Consider the following 22,720-nt stretch of genomic DNA (forward strand, 5'->3'; position numbering starts at 1 on the left):
AGGAGCACCCATGCCCACCTCACCCCTCCGCCACTGCGGCCTGTCGACCCCGGGCCACAGCCCTCACTTCATCCAGGCGAAGCGCGCGCTCGCCAACCGCCACCCGAGGCTGCTCACCGTCGTCGCCGTCACCGCCACCGGCGTCGACGTGACCGAGGGGACGGCGGTCGAGCACTGGCGCCTCCACCCCGCGGGTCGCGCCATCGTCGGCGATGCCCTCGAGCGCGGCGTCACGCATCTCCACGACCAGGGCACGTCCTTCGCCGTCGTCGGCGGCATCGGCGTCTCGTATTGCGCGGACGACCTGCAGTGGCACGAGTGCTCGTCGCAGGACGTCAACCGGGGCGGGCCCGTGAGCCACTTCCGGCTCGACGGCTACGACGCCCGCGTCTCCTGCCCCGCGGAGGCGCGCGACCTCGCTGCGTCCTCCCTGGTCCCGGGCATGTGGCTGATCGTCACGTGACGTGCGACGGCTCGCGCTCGCGGTCACACACCCGCGAGCGCGAGCCGCTCCTCCCCGTCGCGCAGGATCGCCGCGGTCACCGCGCCCGGGGCGCCATGCAGATGCTCGAAGGCGGCGTTGTAGCACCCGAGCCACACCGAGGTCGCCCAGGCGACCTCGACCTCGTCGGCCGCGAACGCGCGCCCCGTCGCCTCCTCGTAGGCGGCGATCACACGCGCGCCCGTCGCGATGTCGGCCGCCGCGCCCGCGTCCGGTGCCGCCGGGTGATCGAGCGCGAGCGTGCCGACCAGGACCGCCTCGGGGCGAAGCGCGATCGAGTCCCAGTCGTGCACGATCGCGTGCTCGCCGACCCAGCGGACGTTCAGCCCGTTGAGGTCCGCGTGTCCCAGCACGGCGGGCAGGTCGCTCGCGGCGAGCCTGTCGCGCGCGGCCGCCGCGAGGGCCGCGAGGGCGGGCGGCAGATCGGCCTCGATCCGGTGCGGGTCCCAGCGCGAGGACGATGCGGGCGGCCACACCCGCGCGGCGTCGCCGTGGTCGTAGTGGAGCCAGGGCGTCGGCTCGAGCCCTTCCGCCCCGACCTCCGCGAGCGCGGCGACGATGCGCGCGAGCAGCCGCCCGAACAGCACCGGAGCGTCGCCGTCCGGGGTGAACGCCCCCTCGGGGCGCCACTCCTCGGCCGTGAGCCACGCATCGTGCTCGAGCAGGTCGGGTCCCGCCACGAGGTCGGGGGCATCGATCCCGGCACCGAGCGCCGCCCGGTGGGCGCGCGCGACGATCGCGAGCCGCTCTCCCCCGCCCCGCCGCTTCACGGCGACGCGGCGCCCGTCGTCGAGGCGGAGGCCCCACACCTCCGACATCGACGAGGCCTCGAAGAACACCTCCGTGGGCGCGGATCCCAGGCGTGACGCGGTCCAGCGGGCCGCGGGCAGGTCGAGCGTCATGGCACGACGCTAGCGCCCGCTCAGCGTGGATAGGCGGCGATCACGCCCGCATACGGACCCAGGAAGGACGTGGGCTCGCTGCCGCCCGAGATCCACAGCTGCGAGATCTGGCCGTCGAGGTAGAGCGCGTCCTCGACCCCGAGCTCGTCACGGAACATCGTCGCGAAGTCCCACAGGTTGACGTAGGTGCGGGTGATGACCAAGTACACGGTGCCGCCGTCGGGGCTGACCCCGACCCCGGTCCGCAGCGCGGAGTTGGCGCTGCCCTCGGTGAACTGCGGGTGGATCTCGCCGTCGAGCAGCAGCGCGGGCCCGGACTGGGTCGCCTGCGCGACGCCCTCGGGCTCGTACAGCGTCGAGTCGACGATCGCGGCGGTCCCGTCCTCAAGGATCTCGAACACCGCGTTCGGCTTGAGATGGAAGTTGCCGTAGCCGTCCGCGAGGTTGAGGGCGCGCAGCTCCTCGCCGTCAGCCACCAGGAGGCCGCCGGGCGTGAGGTCGTCGGAGAAGATCCCGGCGTTGGTGAGGACCGCGATGCCGGGATGCGCGTCGATGTACTCCGCCAGGTCGGTGCCGTCGGGATCCTGCGGCCAGTCGACGTGGACGTCCCACCTGTCGAGGTCGAGCGTCACCACCCCGTAGGACCCATGCTCGGCGAGGTCGATCACCTCGACCGGGACGTCCACGGCATCGGCGTCCGGCGTGGACGATGCGGCGGACGGCTCCTGGGACGCGGTCGCGGACGGCGCGGGAAGCTCGGTCGAGGTCGGCTCGCCGATGTCGACGCTGGGCTCGGGGCCGTCCGAGCCGCCGAGCCACGAGCAGCCGGCGAGCGAGAGTGCCACAAGGGCTGCAAGGACGGGACGCACGCCCCGAGGCTACGCGAGGGAAGCGCGAGGACGCGCCAGCCGTTGTCCTCACGGACCCACCGTCACCCGACCCGAGGAGCACCCATGTCCGACAACCCCGCCGCCGCACCCCGTCCGCTCGCCGTCGCGGTGCTCGGGACCGGCATCATGGGCGCGGCGATGGCGCGCAACCTGGTGCGCGGCGGCCACCAGGTCCGGGTGTGGAACCGCACGCACGCGACGGCCGCGGCGCTCGCCGCCGACGGCGCGTCGGTCGCGCTGACCCCGTCGGAGGCGGTCCACGAGGCCGATGCGGTGCTCACCATGGTCCACGACGGCGCCGCCGTGATCGAGGTGATGCGTCAGGCCGCGCCCGGGCTGCGCGCGGGCACGCTGTGGCTCCAGACCTCGACGGTGGGCCTGGAGGCGCTGCCGGAGGTGGTCGCGCTCGCCGAGGAGCTCGAGGTGGTGCTCGTCGATGCGCCGGTGCTGGGCACGCGCGAGCCCGCGGAGGCGGGCCGGCTGACGGTCCTCGCGGCGGGACCGCTCGAGGTGCGCGACACCGCGATGACCGTGCTCGACACGGTCGCGACGCGTACCGTGTGGACCGGGGACGACGCCGCGGCGGGCTCGGCGCAGCGCCTCAAGCTGGTCGCGAACTCCTGGGTGCTCGCCGTCAACAACGCGGCCGGCGAGACGCTCGCGCTCGCGCGCGGGCTCGGCGTCGAGCCGCAGTCCTTCCTCGACGTCATCGAGGGCGGCCCGCTCGACCTCGGCTACCTTCACGCGAAGGCCGCGCTCATCCTCGAGGACCGTCTCGCGGAGACGAGCTTCGGGGCGGCGACAGCCGCCAAGGACGCCGCTCTCATCACCGACGCGGCCGCCTCCGCCGGGGTGCGCGTCGATGCCCTCGACGGGGCCCGGGCGCGGCTGGACCGCATCGTCGAGGCGGGGCACGGCGACGAGGACATGGCGGCGGCGTACCGCGCGAGCTGATGCCGACCGGAGGCGCGGGCTCTCAGAAGGTGAACGGGAGGGAGCTGATGCCGCCGAAGACCACCAGGCTCGCGCACCCCAGGAGCACGAACCCCGCGACCGCCGCCGCCCACCCCGGCAGGCCCCGCCCGCACCACCGCGCGACCGGCCAGTACAGCGCCACGATCGCCGCGACGGAAAGCACGTGCGCCACGAAGAACAGCACGCCAGCAGACCCGAGCACGAGCCCGAGGATGGGCGACGCGAGAAGCGGCACCAGCGGGACCCACCGCGCCGGAGCGACCCTGCCGCCGGAGACTGCGTAGGCGAAGGCCCGCAGCGTGAGGAGCACCCACCCGAGCGCGATTCCCGCGAGCACGGAGCCGCTGCCGGGGCCCTGCCAGCGGTCCTCGCCCCAGAGGAGGAGGAACGCGAACGGCAGCATCACTCCCGGAAGGAGCGCGAAGAGCAGGGTGGTGGCGAGGACCAGGTTCTCCCCCGGCGATCGCGGATGCCGATCCCGCGGCGAGAGTTCCACGGGCTCGGCGAAGACAGGCGGCCCCTCCGAGACGACCACCGGCGGGGCGGGGCCGTCGTCGGGATGCCAGCTCCACGCCTCCGCTCGCTCGTCATGCCCCTCAGCCATGGCACGCATCATGCCCGGCACGGCATCACCGGGTCTACAGCACGTGCGCGAGGAAGTCCTTGGTGCGCTCGTGCGTGGGGGCGTCGATGACCTGCGACGCCGGCCCCTCCTCGACCACCACGCCCTCGTCCATGAAGACCACGTGGTCCGCGACCTCGCGCGCGAAGCCGATCTCGTGGGTCACCACGACCATGGTCATGCCGCGCGCCGCGAGGTCCTTCATCACGGCGAGCACCTCGCCCACCAGCTCGGGGTCGAGCGCCGACGTCGGCTCGTCGAAGAGCATGATCTCGGGGTCCATCGCGAGCGCGCGGGCGATCGCCACACGCTGCTGCTGACCGCCTGAGAGCTGCGCCGGGTAGTGGTCCATGCGGTCGGACAGCCCCACGCGCTCGAGCAGCTCGACCGCCTTCGCCCGTGCCTGCGCCTTGGAGCGCTTCAGGACCTGCACCTGCGCCTCCACGACGTTCTCGAGCGCGGTCATGTGCGGGAACAGGTGGAAGCGCTGGAAGACCATGCCGATCCGGGAGCGCTGCTTCGCGATGGCGGTCGGGTGCAGCCGGTGCAGCGTGCCCGACGCGTCCTCGCGGTAGCCGAGCAGCTCGCCCTCGATGCGCACCGAGCCTCCGGTGAGCACCTCGAGCTCGTTGAGGCAGCGCAGCAGCGTGGACTTGCCCGAGCCCGAGGGCCCGAGCACCACGCACACCTCGCCGGGCCGGACCGTGAGGTCCACGCCCTTAAGGACGTGCAGATCGCCGAACATCTTGTGCGCCTCGCGCACCTCGACCATGGGGGCGGACGATGCGGGGGTCGGGCTCACGGGGTCACCTCCAGGAACGGGTCGTCCTTGGCCGTGCCGGACGCCTTGATCGCCGCCTGGCGCCCGAGGCGGGGTGTGCGCGGGCCGCGACCGCGAGGCTTGGACTCGCCGGTGCCGCGGCCGTAGTACCGCTCGAGGTAGTACTGGCCCACCATGAGGACGGACGTGATGAGCAGGTACCAGAACGCGCTCACGATGAGCAGCGGGATGGGCTCGAAGATGCGGTTGCCGATCGCGTTGGTCGCGAAGGTCAGGTCGAGCGTGAACGGCACCGCCGAGACGAGCGACGTGGTCTTGAGCATCGAGATCGTCTCGTTGCCCGTGGGCGGCACGATCACGCGCATCGCCTGCGGGATGACGATGCGCCGCAGGATGGTCGACTCCTTCATGCCGAGCGCCCGCGCGGCCTCCTCCTGACCCTTGTCCACGGAGCCGAGGCCTGCGCGCACGATCTCGGCGAGGTAGGCGGCCTCGTTGAGCCCGAGGCCCAGCAGCGCGGCCCAGAAGGCCGTGATGACCGTCTGCGTCTCGAAGGTGACGAACTCGGGACCGAACGGGATGCCGAGCGACAGCGTCGGGTAGAGCACCGAGATGAGGCCCCAGAACACCAGCTGGGTCCAGATCGGGGTGCCGCGGAACAGCCAGATGTAGAACCACGCGACCGAGCGCAGCACCGGGTTGTCCGAGCGGCGCATGATCGCGAGGACCACCGCGAGCACGATGCCGATGAGCATCGACCCGACCGTGAGGATGAGCGTCCAGCCGACGCCGCGGATGACGGTGACGTCGCGCAGGTACAGCCCGACCGTGTCCCAGGCGAACTTGGGGTTGGTCACGAGCGCATGCACCGCCATCGCGGCGAGCACCACCACGATGGCGGCCGCGATCCAGCGCCCGGGGCGCGGGACCGGACGCGCGTGGATGCGGTTGGGGACGGGATCGGTGGACGATGCGGCGCTCATGGGGTCTCCCGTCAGGACGCGGGGTTGACCTCGGCCGTGGTGAGCATGCCGTCGGAGGCGCCCCACGCGTCGAGGATGCTCTTCAGCGTGCCATCGTCCATGAGGCCCTGCAGGGCGAGCGCGATGGCGTCGGTGACCTCGGAGCCCTGCGCCGTGACGATGCCCTGCGACGCCGTCGCGAACGCGTCGCCCAGCTGCTCGAGCTGGTCGCCGGTCTGGGCGACGGCGTAGCCGATGATCGGCGAGTCCGCGAAGAGCACGTCGGCCTTGCCTCCCACGACGTTGGTCGCGGCGTCGGCCTGCGAGTCGTAGTTGAGGACCTCGAGCGCGTCCTTGCCGGCGGCGTCGCAGTCGGCGGCCATCTGGTTGGCCTCGTCCTGCTGGATGGTGCCGGTCTGCACCGCGACGGTCGCGCCGCACAGGTCGGCGGCGTCGATGCCGGCAGGGTTGCCCGCGGCCACCGCGTAGGCCTCGCCCACGCTGAGGTAGGACGTCATGTCCGCGACGGCCTCGCGCTCGGCGGTGATGGTGAAGGAGCTGATGCCGGCGTCGAACTTGGTGCCGATCGACGGGATGATCGAGTCGAACGCGGCGGACTGGATCTCGGCCTCGAGCCCCAGCGCCGCGGCGATGGCCTCGGAGATGTCGACGTCGTAGCCGATCGGGGTCTGGCCGTCGACGTCGAGGTACTCGGCGGGCGCGTAGGTGGTCTCCATGCCGACGCGCAGCGTGCCGCGGTCCACCACGTCCTGCGGGAGGAGCGCCACGGCCTCCTCGTTGACCTTGACCGTGCTCGGGTCGAAGCCCTCGGCGGCCGCGGTGGCGGCGCCGGTGCTCGCGCCGGTCGACGTGCCCGTCTCCTGGGACGCGTAGGTGCAGGCGGACAGCGAGACGGCGGTCATCGCGGCGATCGCGACGAGGGCAGGCTTGCGCATGGGGGTGCTCCTTCGAGGGTGTGAGGGCGCATGCGCCCTCGGGGACCCGCGAGGTGTTTCCTGTCGGTCTCTCACGGAGGGCGCTGCATCGCTATGCATCATTATGCATGACCCTGAATAGATCCGCGTACGCGCGTCACGGAATCGCGTGGATACGAGGGCCGTCACGCCGCCCGCGCCACCTGCTAGATTCCCCTCCATGCGCGCTGGCGCATGGGCTGGGGGAAGCCGTGGAGTTCACGCCGGAGTTCGGGCACGAGCCCGCGCGACCGCGCGCCGCGCGCCTCCCCGAGGCGGGCTGGCTCCCCGACCCGAGCGAGACGGACCTCGAGCGCTACTGGACCGGCACCGCGTGGACGGGCCGCGTGCGGGACCGCGTCACCAAGATCGAGCGCGGCATGATCCGCCCCCAGGTGGTCCTCGAGATGTACGCACGGGACCGCCGCAAGCGGCGCGGCCGGATCGCCTGGCGCGTGACCTTCGCCGCGCTCGCCGTGGCGCTGGCGGTGAGCCTCGCGAGCACCGCCGGGCTGCTGCCCGAGTCGGCCAACGTCGCGGCGATCGCTGCCGACGCGGTCAACGAGGCGACGCGACCCGGCACGGGCGACAGCCGCTACCCTATCGGGGGCTCCACCGAGCTGGTGCGGCACCTCGCCACCGCGATGGTCGCCCAGGACGAGTCGATCGACGTCTCGTACTGGGCGCGGTCCGAGGGCGCGGACGCGGTCGACGACGCGATGCGCGAGGCGCTCACGCAGAACCCCTACGTCTTCGTGCGCGGATGGACCGTGCAGACCCGCGCGGCCTCGACCAGCATCGTCCCGAACTACGTCTACGACGACGCGGAGGCCGAGCGCCGGCGGCTCCAAACCCAGACCGCCGTCGTGGTGGGGCTCGAGACCTCGGGGGCCAACGCCGCGATCGGCGCCGCGGACAAGGTCGCCGCGATCCACGACCACCTCGCGTCGATCGCGACCTACGACATGGCGGCGTACGAGGAGATGCACGTCGCGGACACCTCCCCCGTGATCGAGCGCTCGCAGGAGGCCTACGGGATCCTGGTCGACGGCACCGCGGTGTGCAACGGCTACGCGCAGGCCTTCCTCGCGATGGCGTGGGCGGCGGGGCTCGAGGCCGTCGAGGTGACGGGCTCCGACTCGGCGGGGGCCACCGGCGGCGACCACGCGTGGAACAAGGTGCTGGTCGACGGCCGCTGGCTGCTGGTCGACGTCACGTGGGACGACTCGGGCGACCCGCCCCGGCCGTATCGCGACTACCTCATGGTCGAGGACTCGGCGCGGGTGCTCACGACGCGGACCACGGACGCCTCGTGGATCGTCGACGACCACCTGGGCGACTACGCGTCCTGACCCGGACGTTCAGTCGGGCACGCGCGTGTCCTCGCCTCCGTCGGGCATGTGGTCGTTCTCCGGACGGCGCGCGACGTACGCGATCGACGCCACGAGACCGCCCCAGATGAGGACGATCGACACGAGCATGAGCACCAGCGCGTCCGCGTTCATGTCCGCCCCTCCCTCGGGTCGTAGTCCTCGGTATGGCGCTCCCCGACCTCGGCGGGGAGCGCGAGCTGCTCACGCGACGGCCACGCGTGGAAGCGCTCGATGTCGCGCCGCCATCTCAGCAGCGGCATGAGCAGCGCGACCGCGAGCAGGAAGGCCGCGGTCCCCCACCCGAACACCGCGAGGTACCAGCCCGGATAGCCGCCGTAGCCGTCCTGGACCAGGCTCACTGCCTTCTCCGCGAACATGTAGATGAGCAGCAGCGCGACCGCGTTGACCAACCACAGCCAGTAGCGGCCCGGGCGCATCGTGGACACGGCCGCGAGGTGTCGCTCGAGCTCATGCCCGCGCCGGCCGAACCACAGCGCGGCGGCGATCATGGTGATCGCGCCCGCGACGATGCCGAGCTGGTTGGACCACTGGTCCACCGTGTCGAGCAGGTACAGGCCCGTGGTGGTCCCGAAGCCGATGATCGACAGCACCGCGGAGACGAGGCCCACCGCGACCGCACCCCCGCGCGGGTGCAGCCCGAACTTGTCCTGCAGGGCGGCCGAGATCACCTGCAGCACGGAGACCAGCGAGGTGAGTCCCGCGAGCACGAGCGAGCCGAAGAACAGCGCCCCGAAGAATGCGCCGCCCGGCATCTCGGCGATCACGGCGGGGAACGTCACGAAGGACAGGAACGGGCCGGCCAGGTTGTCGAGCCCCGCGACCGTGGTGCCCTGCTGGTGGGCGAGGAAGCCGAGCGTGGCGAACACGCCGATGCCCGCGAGGAGCTCGAACGAGCTGTTGCCGAACGCCACCACCATGCCGGGCGCCGTGATGTTCGAGCGGCGGCGGCGGTAGGAGGCGTACGTGATCATGATCCCGTAGGCGAGCGACAGCGAGAAGAAGATCTGCCCGTACGCCGCGATCCAGACCTGCGGATCCGTGAGCGCCTCGAAGTCGGGCGTGAAGAGCGCCGCGACCCCGTCCGCCGCCCCGTCGAGGAACAGCGCGCGCACCACGATCACCAGGAACGTCGCGACGAGCACGGGGATGCCGATGATGTTGAGGCGCTCGACGCCCCGGTGGATGCCGAGCGCCAGGATCACGATGGTCACCACCCAGACGGCGGCGAGCGGGATGAGCACCTGCGGGACGAACGACAGGCTCACGGTGCCCGCCTCGCCGAGCTCGAGGTACTCGCCCGTGAAGAAGCCGGCCGGGTCGTCGGCGTAGGACTGCCCGAAGCTGAAGAAGAAGTAGCTCACGGCCCACGCGATGATCGCGGTGTAGTAGAGCCCGATCACGAAGCAGATGGCGACGTGGAGCCATCCGACGCCCTCGGCGTTGCGGTGGACCCGCTTCATCGCGAGCGGCGCCGAGCCGCGGAAGCGGTGCCCGATCGCATTCTCGAGGAACAGGATGGGCACGCCCGCCGTCACGAGCGCGACGAGGTACGGGATCATGAACGCGCCGCCGCCATGCTCGTAGGCCTGGCCCGGGAAGCGCCAGATGTTGCCCAGCCCCACCGCCGAGCCGATCGCGGCGAGGATGAACGCGGTCTGGCCGCTCCAATGCTCGCGCTTCTCATGCGTGTGGGGCGCCGCCTCGGGGTGCTCTGCCATGGGTCCCTCCCTCCGCGCACGCGCGCGACTCCCACGCTATGCCCGGCGCGCGCATCGTGCCTGGTGGGCCGGGACGATGCGGTGCAACTGGTACATTCTCGCCCGCGGTGCCGCGCGCGGCACCGGGAGCGACAGGGAGGTCGATCGATGGAGGCAGGCACGGTCCAGGCCCGCGCCGAGGCGAGCCGAGACGCCCAGCTGGCGTACCGGCGGCACCGGTCCGAGGGGCCGATGCTGGTGCTCCTGCACGGCATCACGGACGGCGGCGCGACGTGGGCCCGCGTGGCCGGAGCGCTCGACGGCGGGTTCGACCTGGTGATGCCCGACGCGCGTGGCCACGGAGGCTCGTGCCGGGTCGCCGAGCCGCTCACGCTCGACCTGCTCGCGGAGGACGTCGCGGCCACCATCGAGGCGCTGGGCGGCGCTCCCGCGCTCGTGTGGGGCCACTCGATGGGCGCCGCGACGGCGGCGCTGCTGGCCGCGACACGGCCAGAGCTGGTGCGCGCCGTGATCCTCGAGGACCCGCCGTTCCATGCCTCGGAGACGATGCGCACGGGCGAGGATCCGCACCTCGCGGCGTGGGTCGCATCGCTCGCAGGCATGCGGGACATGAGCGCCGGGGAGCGCCTGGCGATCGCGCGGCGAGACAACCCCGGCTGGGACCGCGCGGAGCTCGAGCCCTGGGCCGAGACCAAGGCGCAGCTGGACACGGCCGCCCTGGCGCTGCTCGACGGCGCGCTCGGCGCGCGCTGGCGCGCCACCCTCGCGCGCGTGAGCTGCCCCGCGCTGCTGGTGACGGGCGACCCCGACCTCGGGGCCATCGTCACCCCCGAGGTCGCGGCGGAGGCGCTCGCGCTGCTCCCCCGCGGCGAGGTCGCCCGCGTCGACGGCGCCGGCCACAGCGTCCACCGCGACCGGTTCACCGAGACTCTCGAGGCGGTCCACGGCTTCCTCGCGCGCGTGCCTTGAGCCGCGACGCATGCATCGTTGCAGACCTGTGACCCACGCAAGTTGACGTATCGATTCGACACGTCTACCTTGAGTCGAAGCGATTCGAAAGTTGCCGCCGCCAACGAATGTCGGTAGCGGCCCGAGGTCCGGAATCACGAAGGAGTGGCCATGGACAACACGCAGATGTGCCCCGCGGCGGGGGCGAGCAGGTGAGCTCGCCGGTGGTGGTGACCGAGGCCGTCACGACGACCCTCGACCACACGCCCGACAAGAAGGGCCGCGTGCGCGCCGACAAGCCGCGCCGCAAGACGTCCTTCAAGCTGTTCCTGCTGATCTCACCGTTCCTGGTGCTGTCGTTCCTGTTCGCGTACTACCCGCTCTACGGCTGGGTGTACTCGCTCTACGACTACAAGCCGGCGCTCGGGCTCTCCGGCAGCGAGTTCGTGGGGCTCCAGTGGTTCCGCCTGCTCGTGAGCTCCCCCACCCAGGTCGACCAGATCCTCCAGGTGCTCACCAACACCCTGGCGATCAGCTTCCTGGGCCTCGCGACCTCGATCCTGCCGCTGCTGTTCGCGGTCCTCCTCAACGAGGTGAAGATCACGAGGTTCCGCAACGCGGTGCAGACGCTCACCACGCTGCCCAACTTCATCTCGTGGGTGCTCGTCTACATGATCGCCTTCTCGCTCTTCTCGAGCACGGGCCTGGTCAACGACGTGCTGCTCGACTCGGGCCTCATCACCACGCCGATCAAGTTCCTCGACACCGACCAGCACGTGTGGCTGTCGATGACGCTGTGGAGCATCTGGAAGGGTCTCGGCTGGGGCGCGATCATCTACCTCGCCGCGATCTCGGGCATCGACCCCTCGCTGTACGAGTCGGCGAAGATGGACGGCGCCGGACGCTTCCAGACGATGCGCTACGTGACGATCCCACAGCTCATGCCGACGTACCTGGTGCTCCTGCTGCTCTCGGTCGCGAACCTGCTCAACAACGGCATGGAGCAGTACTACGTGTTCCAGAACGCCTTCAACAAGGAGCACATCCAGGTCCTCGACCTGTACGTCTACAACATCGGCATGACCGGCAACAGCCTGTCGATGGCCACCGCGATCGGCATGCTCAAGAGCCTGATCTCCGTGGCGCTCCTGTTCTCCGTCAATGCGTTCGCCAAGCGCGTCCGCGGCCAGTCGCTCGTCTAGGGGATCGCGATGACCACCACGCACACCGAGCACAAGCCGACGCAGGTCACCGGCCACACCCGCACCGGCGGCGACGTCGTCTTCTCGATCGTCAACTACAGCTTCTTCATCCTCCTCGCGGTGCTGTGCGCGTACCCGTTCTACTACCTCATCATCAACTCGGTGAGCGCGAACGACCTCTCCGCGCTGGGCGACGTCCGGCTCTTCCCGCAGGGCTTCCACCTGTCGAACTTCGAGCAGGTGTTCCACCTCCAGGGCCTCCCGATGGCGGCGGCCGTGTCGCTCGCGCGCACCGTGATCGGCACCACCGCGACCGTGCTCGCCTCCGCCTTCCTGGGCTTCATGTTCACGCAGGAGCGCATGTGGGCGCGCCGGTTCTGGTACCGGTTCGTGGTCATCACGATGTACTTCAGCGCCGGCCTGATCCCGCTGTTCATCATCATGAAGAACCTGGGGCTCACCAACAACTTCTGGGTCTACGTCCTGCCCTTCGTGGTCCAGCCGTTCTTCATCGTGCTGGTGAAGACATACGTGGAGGGCATGCCCCGCGAGCTCCAGGAGGCGGCCGAGGTCGACGGCGCGAGCGTGCTGCGCGTGTTCTTCATGATCTACCTGCCGAACATGACGCCGATCCTCGCGACGGTCGCGATCTTCGCCGCGGTGACGCAGTGGAACTCGTTCCAGGACACGCTCATCTACGTCACCGACCAGAGCCTGTACACCCTGCAGTACCTGCTCTACATGTTCATCAACCAGGCCAACAGCCTCGCGCAGGCGGCTCAGAACGCAGGCGGCAACCTCGGCGCCCTCGCCGATGCGGCGTCGACGCAGACGCCCACCTCGATCCGGATGACGGTGTCCGTGCTCGTGGTGCTGCCGATCATCTTCATCTACCCCCTGTTCCAGCGCTTCTTCGTCAAGGGCATCATGCTCGGCGCGGTCAAGGGCTGAACCGCATCACCCCACCTCACACCCGAAAGGAAAGCAATGAAGCTGAAGAGTACGGTGGCCCTCACGGCATCGGTCATCCTCGCTGCAGGGACGCTGGCGTCCTGCAGCAGCGCGGAGGACCCGACGCCCACGGAGACCTCGGGCACTGGAAGCACCACGGAGACCGCGGCATTCCCCACGCAGTGGGAGGACGAGATCACCATCGACGTGTTCGACGGCCTCGCCAACTACATGGGCATGCAGGGCGGCTGGTTCGCCAAGGTGGTGAAGGACAAGTTCAACATGAACCTGAACATCATCGCCCCGAACGTGGCCGGCGGCGGTGACACCCTCTACAACACCCGCGTCGCGGCGGGAGACCTGGGCGACCTCATCGTCACCGACAAGGGCGAGCGCATGGAGGAGCTCATCCAGGGCGGCCTGCTGCTCGACATGTCGGAGTACTACCCCGCCATGGAGAACGTCGCGGTGTTCGACCAGGCGGTCCAGAAGCTCAACGACGGCACGGGCGGCGTGTACGCGACCCCCACCTCGGTGTCCTCGATCCTGCCGACGGAGCCCTCCGAGGGCCTCGACCCGACGTTCGGCCCGTTCATCCGCTGGGACCTCTACAAGGAGCTCGGCTACCCCGAGATCAGCACGCTCGAGGACCTCCTGCCCGTCCTCAAGGACATGCAGGACCTCGAGCCGAAGGCCGAGAACGGCCAGAACGTCTACGCCCTGTCGCTGTTCAAGGACTGGGACGGCAACATGATGGTCACCGGCAAGCAGCCGACCTGCTTCTACGGCTTCGACGAGATCGGCTTCGTGCTCGCGAAGGCCGACGGCTCGGAGTACCAGAGCATCCTCGACTCCGACTCCGAGTACATCCGCACCATGCGCTTCTACTACGAGGCGAACCAGCTGGGGCTCGTGGACCCGGAGTCCACCACGCAGAACTACGACACCCTGTGGTCGAAGTTCCAGAACGGCCAGGTGCTGTTCTCGTGGTGGCCGTGGCTGGGCCAGTCCGCGTACAACACCGCGGACCACATGGCCGAGGGCAAGGGCTTCGAGATCGCCCCGCTCGAGGACATGCAGGTGTTCTCCTACGGCGCTGAGGCGTACGGCGGCAAGCAGGTCATCGCGATCGGCTCGCAGGCCGAGGACCCGGAGCGCATCGCGGCCTTCGTCGACTGGCTGTACTCCGCCGAGGGCACGTACATGAACAACTCCCAGACGATGGGTGCGGCCGGTCCCGAGGGCCTCACCTGGGAGATGGGCGCGAGCGGCGAGCCCGAGCTCACCGAGTTCGGTCAGGCCGTGTTCCTCGACGGCGACGCGACCGTTCCCGAGGAGTGGGGCGGCGGCGGCTACATCGACGGCACCTCGACGCTCAACGTGAGCGCGGTCCTGCCGAACGACACCGACACGGCCACCGGCTACCCGTTCTCGTACAAGTTCTGGCCGTCGTACCAGGCGCTCGTCGAGACGCCGCTGTCCGAGGACTGGTCCGCTCAGATGGGCGGCGCCACCACCACGATGGACTACCTGCGCGACAACGACAAGCTCCTGGTCGCGCCGGGTGCGAGCTTCGTGGTCCCGACCGACACGTCGGAGATCGAGACGCTGCGCAACCAGATCAAGGCGATCGTGGTGCAGTACTCGTGGCAGATGGTGTTCGCCAAGGACGACGCCCAGTTCGAGAGCCTGCTCTCCGAGCTGCAGTCCACCGCCGATGGCCTGGGCTACCAGCAGGTGCTCGAGGTCGACATGGCCAACGCACAGGCGCAGAACGATGCGCGCGTCGCCATCGCGGCGGAGTTCGCCGGCTGATCCGATCAGCTCATGAGGGAGGGCCCCGGGGATACCCCCGGGGCCCTTCTTCTTGCCCTGCTCCGCTCTGTCAGGCAGGGCGCCGCAGCGCGCGGGCCAGCGCGTAGGCGACCGCGCCGAGGGTGAGCACCGCCACCAGCACGAGGCCCACCCGGTCCACGACGCCCGGGGCGCACGAGCCGCCAGCGGCTCCCGCATCGTCCACGGCGACGGAGGCGCATCCGACGCTCGAGAGCGAGACGAACGCGAGCGCGCCGAGCGCGAGCGCACCCAGCGCCGCGCCGGCCCATCCCCAGCGGAACCGCGTCCTGGTCATGGACGCGAGCATAGCGAAGGGCGCGCGGCGCGTCTCAGGTCACGAGTGGCGCGAGAAGACCGCGCGCAGCAGGAAGGCCGCGCCGTAGGCGCCCACCGAGAAGCCGACGGTGAGGATGAGGATCCACACGGGCGGGAACACGATCGCGAGCGACACCATCGCGGCCGGGATGAGCATGAGCCCCGCGGTCCGCAGCGGCTCCGCCATGGGCAGCAGCAGCGCGTTGCGCAGCATCTGGCGCAGCGGGTTCCGGTAGCGCGCGATGAGCGCCGTCGCGTAGCCGAAGGCCGCGAGCAGGTACACGCCCGCAGCGATGGCGATGAAGCCCGCGACCGTGGTCGGGATGGTCTGCTGCGCGAGCCAGAAGATCGCGGAGAACGCGAGCAGGCCGGCGGGCAGGAGCAGCGCAGCGAAGGCCACTAGCCCCGGGACCAGGTTGCGGCGGAAGGCCGGGAGGTAGTCCGGGAGCGGGCGGCCGCGCTCGTCGTCCGAGTAGCGGATCGTCACCTCGAGCAGCGCGCTCGTGGACGCGCCGATGGTCACCACCGGGAGGCACGTCACCAGGTACACCAGGTTGAGGCCCACGAACTCGAGGAACTCGGTGAGCCCCTGAACCGTCCGGTTGTCAGGGTCGATGCGCATGCGTGTCCTCCGGGGCGCTCGTGACGCCGTCGATGATGGCGGGCCGGTCGGGTCCGATCGTGCAGGTGCGCTCGCCGCCGTCGGGCGTGCGCACGGTCACGGTAGCGAACCTGTCGGGGTGGCGCAGCCGCGCCTCGACCAGGTCGCCGTGGCGCCACGCGATGTCCACTAGGACCCCGCCGCGCGCGCGCAACCCGTGCACGCTCCCGCTCGCCCACCCCGGGGGCAGCGCGGGCAGCAGCCGGATCACGCCGCCGTGCGACTGCAGCAGCGCCTCCGCGATGCCCGCGGTGAGGCCCATGTTGCCGTCGATCTGGAACGGCGGGTGGGCGCTCAGCAGGTTGGGGTAGAGCCCTCCGCGGTGCTCCTCTCCCCCGGCGGACGCGGGACGTAGCGCGAGCGCGAGCTGACGCTCGACGCGCGCACCCTCGCCGAGGCGCGCCCACATCGCGGTGCGCCACGCGAGGGCCCAGCCGGTGGACTCGGGCCCGCGCCCGAGGATCGACGCGGCCGCCGCATCCGCGAGCGCCGGCGTGCCCTCGGGCGTGATCTGGGCGTAGGGGAACAGCCCGACCAGGTGCGAGAGGTGACGATGCAGGGGCTCGGACTCGTCGCGCGGCCGGTCCCACTCGAGGAGCGTGCCGTCGGGGCCCGCCTGGGGGTCGGGCAGGGCCGCGGTGCGCTGGAGGAGCGCGTCGACCCACGCGGGCGCCTCTCCTCCGTCGCCGACCGCGGCGGCGGCGTCGCGGCAGGCCGCCGCGAGCTCGCGCAGGAGCGCGACGTCCATGGTCGAGCTCACCGCGACGGCACGGACCTCGCCGCGCGCATCGACGTAGTGGTTCTCGGGCGAGGTGGAGGGGCTGGTCCACGCGCGCTCGTCGTCGCCCTGGATCCAGCCGAGCGCGAAGCGCGCCGCGCCCTCGAGCACGGGCCACGCACGCTCGCGCAGCAGCTCCAGATCACCCCCGAAGGCGTAGTGGTCCCACAGGTGCAGCGCGAGCCACGTGCCGCCGAGCGGCCAGAAGGCCCACGCGGTGTCGCCGTGGCCGGCGCCGACCGCGGCCGCGTGACCCCAGGCGTCCGAGTTGTGGTGCAGCACCCAGCCGTCGGCGTCGTAGAGCGCGCGGGCCGCCTCGGCCCCGGTGGTCGCGGCGACGCGCGCGATGAAGTCGAGCAGCGGCTCGTGGCATTCCGGGAGGTTCGTGGTCTCGGCGTGCCAGTACGCCATCTCGAGGTTGATGTTGGTGGTGTACGCGCTCGACCAGGGTCCCGGGAGCTCGGCGTTCCAGATCCCCTGGAGGTTCGCGGGGAGGGCGCCCGCGCGGGACGAGGCGAGCAGCAGGTAGCGCCCGTAGTGGAACGCGAGCGCGGCGAGGCCCGGGTCGGCGTGCTCGGCGGCGGCGACCACCCGTGCGTCGGAGTCGAGCGCCTCCGCGCCCGGTGCGGACGGCAGCGACAGCGTGCAGCGCTCGTAGAGGGCGGCGTGCGCGGACTCGTGGGCCGCCAGCAGGCGGTCGGCTGCGCCCGTCCCGGCGAGGTCGATCGCCGCGAGGTCGACGCGCGGCGCCGGCACGCCGGGGATGTCGGGCGATGTCCCGGTCGCGATGACCAGCACGTGAAGGGCGGCGGGCTCGCATGCGAGGACGCCGTCGGACAGCGTCCACGCCCCTCCCGGGCGGATCGTGATGCTGCCGGTGCGGCCGTCGGAGGCGTAGCGGATGGGATCGTCGGGCTGCTCGTGGCCGGGCGCCACGTCGACGGGCAGGTCGAATCGCCACTCGGGGAACCCGTGATCGCCTCGGATGCCCGCGCCGGCCTCCCGCAGCAGGCTGCCGACGCTGACGCGCAAGGCGACGGCCGCATCGGCGTCGACCACGTGCACGATCGCGCCGGTGACGGCGTCCGCCCAGGTGCGGTGGCGCATCGTCACGCCGCCCGCCGCGTACGTGTGCAGGGCGACGCCTGTGCGGAGGTCGAGCTCGCGCGCATACGCGTCGAGCTCCGCGTCCGGCTCGCCGGTCTCGATGTCGAGCCAGCCGAGCGGCAGGTACGCCTGGGTCCACGGGGATTGCTGGGTCTGGAGCAGGGCCTCGGCCTCGGCGGTGTCGCCCCGCTCGATCGCGGCGCGGACCTGGTCGAGGGTCGCGCGGCCGGGCGCGGCGATGCCCGCGAGCGGTCCGCCCGGGACCGGACCCGACCACGCGGTCGCATCGTTGAGCCACAGGCGCGCGGTGCCGACACCGCCGTCGCACATGGCGCCGCGGCGCCCGTTGCCCACGGGCAGGGCCTCGAGCCAGCGGGCCGCGGGATGGGTGTACCGGAGCAGGTGGAGCGCGTCTTCGCGCAGGTGCGACTGTGCCACCTGGGTAGTATAGGGTCGATTTGTTGAAGCGCTTCGACGATGTAGCGAGAAGGATCCGATGACGCACCCTGACCCCGCCCCGGCACGCCCGCGCGTGCGCTTCGGAGGCGACTACAACCCCGAGCAGTGGCCCCGCGAGACGTGGGACGAGGACGTGACGCTGATGGCCCGCGCGGGCGTCAACCTGGTGACCGTCGGGGTGTTCAGCTGGTCGACGCTCGAGCCCTCTCCCGGAGAGCGCAACTTCGCGTGGCTCGACGAGGTGCTCGACCTGCTCCACTCCCACGGCATCGACGTCGATCTCGCGACGCCGAGCGCCTCGCCCCCACCGTGGCTCGGGATCCTCCACCCGGAGACCCTGCCCGTGACGGCGGACGGGGTCCGGCTCGCGGCGGGCTCGCGCAACCAGTTCACGCCCGCCTCGGCCGTGTACCGGGAGCATGCCCTCGCCCTCACGCGCGACCTCGCGGCTCGGTACGTCGACCACCCGGCCGTGGTGATGTGGCACGTGGGCAACGAGTACGGACAGCTCGACCACGGCGACGAGGCGGCGCGCGAGTTCCGCGCGTGGCTCCAGCGCAAGTACGGCGACATCGCGACGCTCAACCGCGAGTGGGGCACCGCGGTGTGGTCGCAGGGGTACCGGGCGTTCGAGGAGGTGCTGCCGCCGCGCGCGATGCCGTACCTGGTGAACCCGACGCAGAACCTCGACTTCCGCCGCTACAGCTCCGACATGATGCTCGCGTGCTACGCCGAGCAGCGCGATGCGATCCGGGAGGCGGGCGCGACCCAGCCGATCACCACGAACTTCATGGGCTTCTTCCCCCACGTCGACTACTGGACGTGGGCGGACCAGGTCGACGTCATCGCCGACGACCAGTACCCCGATCACTCCCAGCCCCACTCCGCCGCGGACGCGGCGATGGTGCAGGACCTCATGCGCTCGCTCGGCGGCGGCCGGCCGTGGCTGCTCATGGAGCAGGCGATCAACGCCGTCTCGTGGCGTCCGCACAACCTGCCCAAGAGCCGCGCCCAGGCGCTGCTCGACTCGTACCAGGCGGTCGCGCGCGGGGCCGACGGGATCTGCTTCTTCCAGTGGCGCCAGGCGACCGCGGGCGCGGAGCGCCATCACTCGGCGATGCTCCCCCACGCCGGCGAGGACTCCGAGGTCTTCCGGACCGTGTGCGCGCTCGGCGAGGGCCTCTCCGCGCTCGCCCCCGTGGTGGGCGGGCGCATCGAGGCGCGCGTCGCGATGGCCTTCGACTGGGAGTCCTGGTGGGCCGCGTCCGAGCCCGGCCGCCCCACGTCGCTGCTCGACACCGTGGAGCAGGCGCAGCGCTGGTACCGGGTGCTGTGGTCGCTCGGGGTCGCCGTCGACCTGGTGCGACCGGGCGCCCCGCTCGACGGCTACGACGCGGTGCTGGTGCCGCACTCGTACATCGTGGAGCCCGCCTTCGCCGCATCCCTCGAGGCGGCCGTGGCGCGGGGCGCGACCGTGGTGGTGGGCCCCTACAGCGGCGTCGCCGACGCGCGGGGGCACATCCAGGTGGGCCGCTCCCCCGTGCTGCTCGCGGAGCTGCTCGGGGTGAGCGGCGAGGAGTGGGCCGGGCTGCCCTCGTCGCCCACCGCGCTCGTGCCGACCGCAGCATGGTCCTCGGCCCCCGCCTCCCCGACCGCCTCGATCCTGGGTGAGCGCCTGCGCGCCTCGGGCGCCGACGTGCTCGCAACCTTCGGCCCCGGCCACCTGGCCGGGCTGCCGGCGGTCACCCGTCGCACGGTCGGCACGGGAAGCGCCTGGTACCTCGGCGCGGTCGTGTCGGACGATGCGCTCGCCTCCGTCCTCACCGACGCCCTCACGGGCGCGGGCATCGCGGGCGTCCTGCCCGACCTCCCGGCCGGCGTCGAGGCCGTGCGCCGCGGCGACGCGCTGTTCCTGCTCCACCACGGCGACGTCCCCGGCCGTGTCACCCTGCCGCGGCCCGGCCGCGACCTGCTCACCGGCGAGGAGCTCGCCGGCGAGGTCGAGGTCGCTCCCGGCCGCACCATCGTGCTCATCGAAGGAGACCACGCATGACCGAACCGTTCCGCGACCCGTCGCTGCCCACCGCGGAGCGCGCCCGCGACCTGCTCGCACGGCTTACGCCCGAGGAGCGCATCGCGATGCTGCACCAGGCGGTGGCGCCCATCGAGCGGCTCGGGCTCGGCGAGTTCCACACGGGCTGCGAGGCGCTTCACGGAGCCGCGTGGATGGGCACCGCGACCGTGTTCCCGCAGCCTGTCGGGCTCGCGGCGACGTGGGACACGGACCTCATCGAGCGCGTGGGCGCGGCCTCCGCGACCGAGGTGCGCGCCAAGCGCGCCGAGAAGCCCTCGGTGAGCCTCAACGTGTGGGCACCGGTGGTCAACACGCTGCGCCACCCGGGCTGGGGGCGCAACGAGGAGGGCTACTCCGAGGATCCCCACGTGACCGGTCTGTTCGGGGCGGCCTACGCCCAGGGGCTCCGAGGGCGTGACGAGCGCGTGTGGCGCACCGTGCCGGCGCTCAAGCACTTCCTGGGCTACTCGAACGAGACGGACCGCTCGGTCACCTCCTCGGAGATGTCGCTGCGGACCCTGCACGAGGAGGAGCTGCCGGCCTTCCGGTGCGCCCTCGAGGCCGGCGTGGCGGGCGGCATGATGCTCGCCTACAACCGCGTCAACGGGAAGGCGGCGCACACGCAGCCCGAGCTGGTCACGGAGGCGCGCTCGTGGGCGCCGGGCTCCATCGCGGTGGTGTCCGATGCGGCGGCGCCGACGTTCCTGGTCACCACGCAGCGGGAGGAGCCGGACTTCGTGCACGGCGCGGCGGCGCTGATCCGGTCGGGGATGGACTCGTTCACGGACAACGATGCCGACTCCTCCCCCACGATCTCGCAGGTCACCGCCGCCCTCGCCGACGGGTTGCTGACGATGGAGGACGTGGACCGCGCGGTGCTGCGCCTGCTTGGGCTGCGGGTGCGCACGGGCGAGCTCGACGGCTCGCTCGACCCGTACGCGTCGGTGACGGCGGACGACCTCGACACCGAGGCGTCGCGCGCGCTCGCCCGGGAGGCCGTGGCGGCATCCGTGGTGGTGCTGCGCAACTCGGCCGGCGTGCTGCCCCTCGCCGCGCCTGCGAGGGTCGCGGTGGTCGGCCCGCTCGCGGACGACATCCTCACGGACTGGTACTCGGGCACGCCGCCCTACAAGTCGACCGTCGCTGGTGCGCTCGCGGAGCGTTTCCCGGGCACGGCCGTGACGGTCGCGACGGGTGCGGACGTGGTCTCGCTGCGCGCCGCATCGTCCGGCGCGTATCTGACCGCGTCCCCGGACGGGTCGACGGTGGGGGCGACCGCTCCTTCCGGCGACGAGGGCGCGCTGTGGGACGTCGCCGACTGGGGCGACGGCGTGCTCACGCTGCGCTCGCAAGCGAGCAGGCTGCTGCTCACGGGCGGGCACTGGCCGGTGCGCGCGGACGCGACGCGTGTGGGCGGCTGGGTCGCGCAGGAGAGCTTCCGCAAGCACGTGCACCCCGACGGGACCTGGTCGCTGCTGCACCTGGGCTCGGGCCGCTGGCTGAGGGCGTGGCGGGACTCGGGCCTGGTCGCGGCCGACGCGGTGACGGTCGACACCGCCGAGCGGTTCCGGGTGGAGACCGTGCGTTCCGGGCTCACCGCCGTCGCGGATGCGGCGGCCGGGGCCGATGCCGTGGTGGTCGCGGTGGGCAACGACCCGCACCTCGCGGGGCGCGAGACCGAGGACCGGCCGCACCTGTGGCTGCCGGAGTCCGCCGCGGCGGTGTGGCGGGCGGCCAGCGCGGCCAACCCGAGGGCGGTGCTCGCGATCATGTCGAGCTTCCCCTATGTGCTTCCCTCCGGCGTCGCCGATGCCCCGACTGTCGTGTGGTCGAGCCACGGCGGCCAGGAGATGGGCCGCGGGCTCGTGTCCGTGCTGGCGGGCGACGTGGAGCCGCGTGGGCGGCTGGCGCAGTCGTGGCCGGCCTCGCCGGACCAGGCCGGGGACCTGTTCGACTACGACACCTTGCGGCAGCAGGCCACATACCGGCATCAGCCCGAGCCGTATGCGTTCGCGTTCGGGCATGGGCTGACGTACGGGTCCGTCTCCTACGACGCGGTGTCGTTGGATTCCGATGTGGCCGCGGCGCCCGCGCCCACGCATCGGCACTCCGCCTTCTTGGCGCGGCCCGACGAGGAGGTGGTCTCCGCCACGGTCACCGTGACGAACTCGGGTGCGCGCGACGCCGAGGAGCTGGTGCAGCTGTACGTGGAGCCCGCCGACGACTTCGAGATCCCGACTCCGCGCCGGCTCCTGGTCGCGTATGCGCGGGTGCGGCTCGCCCCGGGCGAGACGCGCGCCGTCGCGCTGTCGTTCCCCGTCGCCCGGCTGTCGGTGTGGGACGGCTCGCTGCGCCTGCCGGGCGCCGCGGACGACTGGCTCCACGAGGGCGCGCTGCGGGTCCAGCCGGGTCGCTACCGTGTCGCGGCCGGGCCGTCGGCGGATGCGCTCGAGGTGGGGGCCGAGCTCACAGTGGAGTAGTGGCCGCTCGCGGGGCCGCTCCCTCGCCCCGCCGCGGCTGCTCGACACCTCGCTCGTCCCGTCGCGCCGCCGAGGCATGCCGGTGTGGCGCCTGCCGTGGGGGTGGGCGCCGTGGGGGCGTGGTGGTCACTGGGGTACGCGTTGGGGGAGGTCCACATGGAGTGCGGCTTTGCCTCCGCGTCGGGGTGT

The 22,720-nt window shown here is 71.8% G+C and carries 20 protein-coding genes; 9 read left to right on the forward strand and 11 right to left on the reverse strand.

Annotated features, from left to right (window positions below):
* Positions 1-10: 10 nt before the first annotated feature.
* On the forward strand, positions 11-463 hold the full coding sequence (locus AOM06_RS14035) for a hypothetical protein (protein ID WP_062308330.1): 453 nt from the start codon (positions 11-13) through the stop codon (positions 461-463).
* A gap of 23 nt (positions 464-486) precedes the next feature.
* Here the strand turns inward: AOM06_RS14035 and AOM06_RS14040 are convergent, their stop codons facing one another.
* Entirely contained in the window at positions 487-1,404 is a 918-nt protein-coding gene (locus tag AOM06_RS14040) for a phosphotransferase (RefSeq protein ID WP_062308335.1), read from the reverse strand.
* A 20-nt stretch (positions 1,405-1,424) separates the two neighbouring features.
* Positions 1,425-2,273 carry a phosphodiester glycosidase family protein gene (locus tag AOM06_RS14045; RefSeq protein ID WP_082105611.1) on the reverse strand — a complete coding sequence of 283 codons (849 nt, stop codon included), beginning with the start codon at positions 2,271-2,273 and terminating at the stop codon, positions 1,425-1,427.
* 84 nt (positions 2,274-2,357) lie between these two features.
* Between AOM06_RS14045 and AOM06_RS14050 the strand changes: the two genes are divergently transcribed.
* The gene (locus AOM06_RS14050) at positions 2,358-3,248 is read left to right on the forward strand and encodes an NAD(P)-dependent oxidoreductase (RefSeq protein ID WP_062308341.1); all 891 of its coding nucleotides are present in this window, start codon (positions 2,358-2,360) and stop codon (positions 3,246-3,248) included.
* Positions 3,249-3,270: 22 nt separating this feature from the next.
* Here AOM06_RS14050 and AOM06_RS14055 read toward each other — a convergent pair whose 3' ends face one another.
* From AOM06_RS14055 to AOM06_RS14070, 4 genes are read right to left on the reverse strand one after another with little or no spacing between them, the layout of a single operon-like run.
* A complete protein-coding gene (locus AOM06_RS14055; RefSeq protein ID WP_062308343.1) occupies positions 3,271-3,873 on the reverse strand; it encodes a hypothetical protein in 603 nt (200 codons plus the stop codon).
* Between the two features lie 34 nt (positions 3,874-3,907).
* Entirely contained in the window at positions 3,908-4,663 is a 756-nt protein-coding gene (locus AOM06_RS14060; protein ID WP_062308346.1) for an amino acid ABC transporter ATP-binding protein, read from the reverse strand.
* Positions 4,664-4,689: 26 nt separating this feature from the next.
* Positions 4,690-5,655, reverse strand: coding sequence for an amino acid ABC transporter permease (locus AOM06_RS14065; protein ID WP_062308349.1), 966 nt, complete (start codon positions 5,653-5,655; stop codon positions 4,690-4,692).
* Positions 5,656-5,666: 11 nt separating this feature from the next.
* The gene (locus AOM06_RS14070; protein WP_062308355.1) at positions 5,667-6,590 is read right to left on the reverse strand and encodes an ABC transporter substrate-binding protein; all 924 of its coding nucleotides are present in this window, start codon (positions 6,588-6,590) and stop codon (positions 5,667-5,669) included.
* Between the two features lie 230 nt (positions 6,591-6,820).
* Here AOM06_RS14070 and AOM06_RS14075 point away from each other — a divergent pair, with 230 nt between their 5' ends.
* The gene (locus AOM06_RS14075) at positions 6,821-7,960 is read left to right on the forward strand and encodes a transglutaminase domain-containing protein (RefSeq protein WP_062308358.1); all 1,140 of its coding nucleotides are present in this window, start codon (positions 6,821-6,823) and stop codon (positions 7,958-7,960) included.
* A 9-nt stretch (positions 7,961-7,969) separates the two neighbouring features.
* Here the strand turns inward: AOM06_RS14075 and AOM06_RS14875 are convergent, their stop codons facing one another.
* On the reverse strand, positions 7,970-8,113 hold the full coding sequence (locus tag AOM06_RS14875; protein ID WP_156163731.1) for a methionine/alanine import family NSS transporter small subunit: 144 nt from the start codon (positions 8,111-8,113) through the stop codon (positions 7,970-7,972).
* Positions 8,110-9,720 (reverse strand): sodium-dependent transporter, encoded by a 1,611-nt coding sequence (locus AOM06_RS14080; protein ID WP_082105613.1) that lies wholly within the window; start codon positions 9,718-9,720, stop codon positions 8,110-8,112. Before AOM06_RS14080 ends, AOM06_RS14875 begins: the two co-directional genes overlap by 4 nt.
* Before the next feature lie 147 nt (positions 9,721-9,867).
* On the opposite strand from AOM06_RS14080, the gene AOM06_RS14085 reads away from it, so the two are divergent.
* The 4 genes from AOM06_RS14085 (at position 9,868) to AOM06_RS14100 (ending at position 14,636) form a co-directional block, all read left to right on the forward strand.
* A complete protein-coding gene (locus tag AOM06_RS14085) occupies positions 9,868-10,689 on the forward strand; it encodes an alpha/beta fold hydrolase (protein ID WP_062308362.1) in 822 nt (273 codons plus the stop codon).
* 191 nt (positions 10,690-10,880) lie between these two features.
* Positions 10,881-11,870: an ABC transporter permease gene (locus AOM06_RS14090; RefSeq protein WP_062308397.1), complete on the forward strand. Its 990-nt coding sequence runs from the start codon at positions 10,881-10,883 to the stop codon at positions 11,868-11,870.
* Positions 11,871-11,879: 9 nt separating this feature from the next.
* Positions 11,880-12,821: a carbohydrate ABC transporter permease gene (locus AOM06_RS14095; RefSeq protein WP_062308365.1), complete on the forward strand. Its 942-nt coding sequence runs from the start codon at positions 11,880-11,882 to the stop codon at positions 12,819-12,821.
* A 36-nt stretch (positions 12,822-12,857) separates the two neighbouring features.
* Entirely contained in the window at positions 12,858-14,636 is a 1,779-nt protein-coding gene (locus AOM06_RS14100) for an extracellular solute-binding protein (RefSeq protein WP_062308368.1), read from the forward strand.
* 70 nt (positions 14,637-14,706) lie between these two features.
* On the opposite strand, the gene AOM06_RS14105 is transcribed toward AOM06_RS14100, so the two are convergent.
* Genes AOM06_RS14105 through AOM06_RS14115 form a run of 3 tightly spaced genes read right to left on the reverse strand, consistent with a single transcriptional unit; the run spans position 14,707 to position 17,956 of the window.
* Positions 14,707-14,952: a hypothetical protein gene (locus tag AOM06_RS14105; protein WP_156163733.1), complete on the reverse strand. Its 246-nt coding sequence runs from the start codon at positions 14,950-14,952 to the stop codon at positions 14,707-14,709.
* A gap of 39 nt (positions 14,953-14,991) precedes the next feature.
* Positions 14,992-15,594: a YesL family protein gene (locus tag AOM06_RS14110; protein WP_062308375.1), complete on the reverse strand. Its 603-nt coding sequence runs from the start codon at positions 15,592-15,594 to the stop codon at positions 14,992-14,994.
* Positions 15,578-17,956, reverse strand: a complete 2,379-nt coding sequence (locus AOM06_RS14115) for a glycosyl hydrolase family 95 catalytic domain-containing protein (protein ID WP_062308378.1) — start codon at positions 17,954-17,956, stop codon at positions 15,578-15,580. Before AOM06_RS14115 ends, AOM06_RS14110 begins: the two co-directional genes overlap by 17 nt.
* Positions 17,957-18,014: 58 nt before the next feature.
* On the opposite strand from AOM06_RS14115, the gene AOM06_RS14120 reads away from it, so the two are divergent.
* Positions 18,015-20,030, forward strand: coding sequence for a beta-galactosidase (locus AOM06_RS14120; protein WP_062308381.1), 2,016 nt, complete (start codon positions 18,015-18,017; stop codon positions 20,028-20,030).
* Positions 20,027-22,531 (forward strand): glycoside hydrolase family 3 C-terminal domain-containing protein, encoded by a 2,505-nt coding sequence (locus AOM06_RS14125; RefSeq protein ID WP_062308386.1) that lies wholly within the window; start codon positions 20,027-20,029, stop codon positions 22,529-22,531. Before AOM06_RS14120 ends, AOM06_RS14125 begins: the two co-directional genes overlap by 4 nt.
* Positions 22,532-22,720: the final 189 nt, after the last annotated feature.

The sequence above is a fragment of the Demequina subtropica genome (assembly GCF_000971235.1).
GTDB classification, from domain to species: domain Bacteria; phylum Actinomycetota; class Actinomycetes; order Actinomycetales; family Demequinaceae; genus Demequina; species Demequina subtropica.